The organism is Candidatus Ruminimicrobium bovinum, assembly GCF_902760015.1.
Lineage (GTDB): Bacteria > Elusimicrobiota > Endomicrobiia > Endomicrobiales > Endomicrobiaceae > Ruminimicrobium > Ruminimicrobium bovinum.
This window is the reverse complement of record NZ_CACWEU010000153.1, coordinates 1-6,073: the sequence shown is the minus strand read 5'-3', so window position 1 is coordinate 6,073 and position 6,073 is coordinate 1. Positions and strand designations below refer to the sequence as shown.

Annotated in this window: 6 protein-coding genes; all 6 read left to right on the top strand. The window is 24.7% G+C overall.

Annotated elements, in window-relative coordinates; all coding sequences use genetic code 11:
• The first annotated feature begins 111 nt into the window (after nt 1-111).
• Nucleotides 112-1,290, top strand: a complete 1,179-nt coding sequence (locus ACMUOV_RS05295; RefSeq protein ID WP_413854064.1) for a glycosyltransferase — start codon at nt 112-114, stop codon at nt 1,288-1,290.
• Between the two features lie 487 nt (nt 1,291-1,777).
• A complete protein-coding gene (locus ACMUOV_RS05290; RefSeq protein ID WP_413854063.1) occupies nt 1,778-2,683 on the top strand; it encodes a hypothetical protein in 906 nt (301 codons plus the stop codon).
• Between the two features lie 16 nt (nt 2,684-2,699).
• Nucleotides 2,700-3,680: a hypothetical protein gene (locus ACMUOV_RS05285; protein WP_413854062.1), complete on the top strand. Its 981-nt coding sequence runs from the start codon at nt 2,700-2,702 to the stop codon at nt 3,678-3,680.
• A 38-nt stretch (nt 3,681-3,718) separates the two neighbouring features.
• Nucleotides 3,719-4,561: a LicD family protein gene (locus ACMUOV_RS05280; protein WP_413854061.1), complete on the top strand. Its 843-nt coding sequence runs from the start codon at nt 3,719-3,721 to the stop codon at nt 4,559-4,561.
• Nucleotides 4,558-5,910 (top strand): 2-C-methyl-D-erythritol 4-phosphate cytidylyltransferase, encoded by a 1,353-nt coding sequence (gene ispD, locus ACMUOV_RS05275; protein ID WP_413854060.1) that lies wholly within the window; start codon nt 4,558-4,560, stop codon nt 5,908-5,910. The genes ACMUOV_RS05280 and ispD overlap by 4 nt, the downstream gene beginning before the upstream one ends.
• Before the next feature lie 11 nt (nt 5,911-5,921).
• On the top strand, nt 5,922-6,073 hold a 152-nt coding region (locus ACMUOV_RS05270; RefSeq protein WP_413854065.1), incomplete at its 3' end, for a glycosyltransferase family 2 protein.

The following is a 6,073-nucleotide window of genomic DNA, read 5'->3' as shown; positions in this document are numbered from 1 at the left end:
TTGTTGGTTGTCATACCGCACTTGATGCGGTATCTCGTAGTTGTTGAACCATTAAACTGTTCAACCATTAACTAAAATGAGGCATAGAGGCATAGAAAAAAAGAGATAAAAATGGAAAATAAAAAAGAGTCGTTATCAATGCATCCATACATCCATACATCCATGCATCAAAAGGTTTTGCTCATCAATTCCGTCTGTGGTATCGGTAGCACCGGAAGAATCTGTACCGATTTAGCACAACAATTTGAAAAACAGGGCAACGAAGTTAAAATTGTCTATGGCAGGAACTCCTATGTTCCGAAACAATTTCAAAAATATGCTGTTAGAATCGGTAACAATTTAGATGTTAAACTACATGCACTGCAAACAAGGTTGTTTGATAATCACGGTTTTGGCTCATATAATGCAACAAAAAAGTTTTTAAAATGGGTAGAAGAATATAATCCTAATTTAATTTGGTTACACAATATACACGGCTATTATATTAATATAGAACTTTTATTTACTTGGTTAAAACAACATCAAAATATACAAATAAAATGGACTTTGCACGATTGTTGGGCATTTACAGGGCATTGTTCTTACTTTACATTTGCTAAATGTAATAAGTGGCAAACAGAATGCCAAAACTGCCCGCAGAAAAAAATGTATCCTGCAAGTTTGTTTAAAGATAACTCTAAACAAAACTTTGAAAAGAAAAAAGAACTTTTTACCGGTTTAAAAAATATTACTTTAATTACTCCGTCAAAGTGGCTTGCTAATTTAGTTAAACAAAGTTTTTTAAACCAATATTCGGTAGAAGTAATTTATAACACAATAGACAAAACAATTTTTAAACCAACACCGAGTGATTTTAGAAAAAAGTATTGCTTAGAAAATAAAAAAATAATTTTAGGTGTAGCAAGTGTTTGGGAAACAAGAAAAGGTCTTAACGATTTTATAGAACTATCAAAGATGTTAGATGATAATTACAAAATAGTTTTGGTAGGTTTAACCCAAAAACAAATTAAATCTTTACCCAAAAATATTTTAGCCATACAAAAAACAACCAGTCCGCAAGAATTAGCACAAATATATTCCGCAAGTGATGTATTTTTTAATCCTGCTTATGAAGACAATTACCCAACAGTTAATTTAGAAGCTCAATCTTGTGGAACACCTGTTATTACTTACGATGTTGGCGGTTGTAAAGAAACTTTAGTAGATGAAAAATCTTGTTGTATAGAAATTGGAAATTATAAAAAAGTTTTGGAAATATTGAGAAAATATAATTATGTTACAAACAAATAAAATATTAACTTTTTTTTCATTATGGTTATTAATTTTATTATTAGTTATAGTCTTTATTGCAGCTATACCATTCGGTAATTTCCAAAGAAGTGATTTTGGTGTTTATTTAACTTTTTTTGTTAATGGTTTTTTATGGACACTTCTACTTATAAAAGAAGTTAAAAAATATTCTTTTTCTTTAATGATGATACATTGGAGTTTTTGTCTATTATTTTTCTTTTTTGCTGCAATTATTCAATATTCAAATAATGTTTTTCCATGGGTAAATTATCTTTCTGATGATATTTTAACTAAAACAAATTTATATCTAACCTGTTGGACATTTTTTGTAATTATAGGAAATTTGTTTGTGAATGAAAAAGGATATATGATACATAATTTATCTTATATTAAAAAAAGCAACAAAATTTTTATATTAACAATATCTTTAACATTGTTTAGTATTTTTATTATGTTCTATAGAATAAATGAAATAGGTTTTATAAATTTGTTTTCAAGAGCAACATCAGGAATAAGTTATTCTGAAAATTCTTCAATAACTTTATTATTAGGGAAAATATTACAGTCTATTTCTTATTTTGCTGTTATTTTTTCTTTTATTAATAAAAAATTAAATAAAAAAGGAAGTATTTTTGTTTTTATTTCTTCTTTATCGTTGTTAATTTCTTTCTTTCCAACAAGTTTAGCTAGAAATACAACAGGTGTTATTTATTTAGGCTTATTATTAACATTATCTAAAACTTTAAAGACAAATAAACTTTTTATAATATTATTTTTAGGAGCATTTCTTATATTATTTCCTTTTTTAAATGCTTTTCGTAATATTTCTTTTTACAATGTTTCAATAACTCAATCAATTTTAAATGTATTTAATAATTTATCTATAGTATGGTTAGCTGGTGATTATGATGCATATACAATGTTAAATTTAGTTATTGATTATATTCATATAAATAGTATTACTTTTGGCTATCAATTATTAGGAGTAGTTTTATTTTTTATTCCAAGAATATTTTGGATGTCTAAACCAATAGGGAGTGGAGCTTTTATTGCAGAAAATTATAATTGGAATTTTACAAATGTATCATGTCCGTTACCAGCGGAAAGTCTTATAAATTTTGGCTTTATTGGCTTAATTATTTTTGGAATACTTATTGGTTTTATTGCAAAAAAATTAGATTTATTTTATTGGGAAAATATTGATATTTCGGGAAAACAAATTAATAATTTTGAATTAATTTATCCTGTTATATTGATGTTTTTCTTTTTTATGTGTAGAGGAGATTTATTATCTTCAACCGCTTATATGATGGCTTATATTTTTGTGTGGTTTATATTAATAAAAATTTTAAATATAAACATCTTGCAGTTAAAAAAATATAACAAAAAATAAACTTTAAGAATATAAAATGACTAAAAATATAATTTTTACACCATTTTTTTTTAATGAAAAATATAATTCAGGCATGAATGTTTTTTCTAAAGATAAAAAAAATATTTATTTAAAAAATATTTGTGTATCTTTAATATCTGCGAGACATTATAATAAATCTTGTGACATTGCTTTGGTAACAAATTTGCAAGATAATCAAATAGATAAAAAATATAAACATTTACTTGAAAACAATAATATTAAAATTTTTACTTTTGAATATGATACTTTTTGTTTTCCTAAAAATTATCCATGGGCATCTGCTTTTTATAAATTATGTGCATTGGATCATTTAGTAAAAATGGACTATGAAAACTATTGTTATTTAGATGCTGATACATATATACAGAATAGTTTTGATAATATTTGGAAAGAAACAAAAGATAATATTTTACTATATGATATAAATCATGGTTTAGATACTAAAGATTATATTACATTTTGTAAACAAATAAAGTTTTTTTTTAATAAGGAAATTTTTATTACTCAGTATGGAGGAGAATTTTTTGCAGCCAATCTATCATTGGCAAGAAAGTTTATTGAAAAAGCCAAAGATATTTATAACGAAATGAAAAACAAATGTTTCCTTACATCTATAGGAGATGAATTTATACTTAGTATTACTGCTTATAAACTGAGAGATAAAATAAAAAATGCAGGAGCTTATATTTTTAGATTTTGGACAGATTCTTTTAGATTAGTATCAACTTGTTACAAATTTAATAAAGTTTCAGTTTTGCATTTGCCATCAGAGAAAGAACGAGGAATAATAAAAATTTTTAATAAATTCATCAGCCAAAATAAAATTCCAAAAGATAAACAAATTTGGAAAATTTGTCATTTAAGTAACTATCCATTAATCGATAAAATAAAGTTGTTTATAAAAGAAACTATAAAGAATGAAAATATTATTAATAAATTATGCTTATGGTACAGAAATTATAGAAAAAAATCTTAACTTATTGTTTATATATTTTATAAATAAGGACTAAAAAAATGAATATTAAAAAATTACAGCAAGTAGAATTGAAAATATTAGAACAATTTATCAATATTTGTAACAAAGAAAATTTACAATATTATGTACTAGGAGGAACATTATTAGGTGCAGTTCGTCACAAAGGTTTTATTCCTTGGGATGATGATATTGATGTTGCTATGCCAAGAAAAGATTATGAAAAATTTTTAAATGTTGCTCAAAAATATTTATCACAAGAATATTTTTTACAAACTTATATTAGTGATAAAGAATATTTTCTAAATTTTGCAAAAATAAGAAATTCAAATACCACATTTATTCAAAATTGTTTTAGTAAATGTAATATGAATCACGGTATTTATATAGATATCTTCATCTTAGACTACTATCCTATAAATAAAATTAAATGTTTATTATTAAATTTAAAAAATAAAATTTTTTTATTTAGAATCAATGAAATTTATAACTTATCAAAAGCAGATTATTCTTTATATAAAAAATTTTGTGTAAAAAGTTTAGCAAAAATATTAAAAATTTTTTATCCAAATATATATTCGGTTTTAATCAAAAGAGATATTTTATTTAAATCCATAAAAAAAAGTAATTTAATTACTAATTATGGTGGACTTTATGGTAAAAAAGAAGTGTCACCAATAGAATGGTTTGGAAAAGGAATAAATCTTCAGTTTGAAAACTTAACGGTAAAGGCTCCTATAGAATATGATAAATACTTAACTCAAATATATGGTAATTATATGAAGTTACCTCCAAAAGAAAAACAAATTTCAAATCATCCCACAGATATTATTGATTTAGAAAAGCCATATACAGAATATATAAAAAAAGGAAATATTAAATGAACAAATTAAAAAATTACGGAATAATTTTAGCATCAGGAACAGGTAGCAGATATGGTGCGGATATTCCAAAACAATTTATAAAAATTGCAGGTAAAACAATATTGGAACATACCATAGAAATTTTTGAAAAATCTTCAAATATTGACGAAATCATTATTGTTATTACTCCCGAATATAGGCTTAAAGCGGAAGATATTTTGTTAAAAAATAATTATAAAAAAGTTTCAAAAATATTAAATGGCGGAGAAACAAGAAAAGAAAGTTCGTATATCGGTATTAGTTCAATAGATGATGAAGAAGCAAATATTGTTATACATGATTGTGCAAGGCCGTTTTTAACACAAAGAATAATTGATGATTGTATTAAAGCTTTAGAAAAATATGATGCAATAGATGTTGCAATACCATCCGCAGATACTATTATAAAAATAAAAGACAATATTATTGAAAATATTCCTAATAGAGCAGTATTGAGAAGGGGGCAAACACCACAATGTTTTAAACTTTCATTAATAAAAAAAGCACATGAACTTTCAAAAAATGATAAAAACTTTACCGATGATTGTGGATTGATAGTTAAATACAATTTGGGAGAAGTTTATGTAGTCGAAGGTGATACCGAAAATATAAAAGTAACATATCCGAGTGATATATTTATGGCAGATAAATTATTTCAAATAAGAAGTAATTTATATCCTTCAAATATAGGATTGGAGAAATTAAAAGATAAGGTAATAGTAATATTCGGTGGAACAAGTGGAATAGGAGAAGCAACAGCAAATCTTGCAAAAGAATATAAAGCAAAAATTTATACTCCGTCATTAAGAAATGATTGTGATATCACAAATTATAATCAAATAGAAAAATATCTAAAAAAAGTTTTTGAAGAGAATAAAAAAATAGATTATGTGATAAATTCAGCAGGAATATTAAGTATGGGAAAACTTGTTGAAAGAAAAATAGAAGATATTCAAAAAGATATAAACATAAATTATATCGGTTCAATAAATGTAGTAAAAGCAGCAATACCTTATATAAAACAATCAAAAGGTTCAATGCAATTATATGCATCAAGTAGTTATACAAGAGGAAGAGCATTATATTCAACCTATTCGTCGACAAAAGCAGGAATAGTAAATTTAGTTCAAGCATTAGCGGAAGAACTATATACTGAAGATATAAGAATAAATGTAATAAATCCCGAAAGAACAGCAACACCAATGAGATTTAAAGCGTTCGGCAAAGAACCGGAAGGTAGTTTGTTACAACCTGAAAAAGTAGCAGAAGCATCATTAAAAACTTTACTTTCGGATTTGACTGGACAAGTTATTGATGTAAAAAGAGATTAAAATAATAAAAAATGAATACCAAAGATTTAATTTCAGTAATCATCCCAGTATATAATGTTGAACAGTATTTAAGCCGCTGTATTGATAGTGTTATTAATCAAACTTATAAAAATTTAGAAATAATATTAATTGACGATGGTTCAACTGATAATAGCGGAAAAAT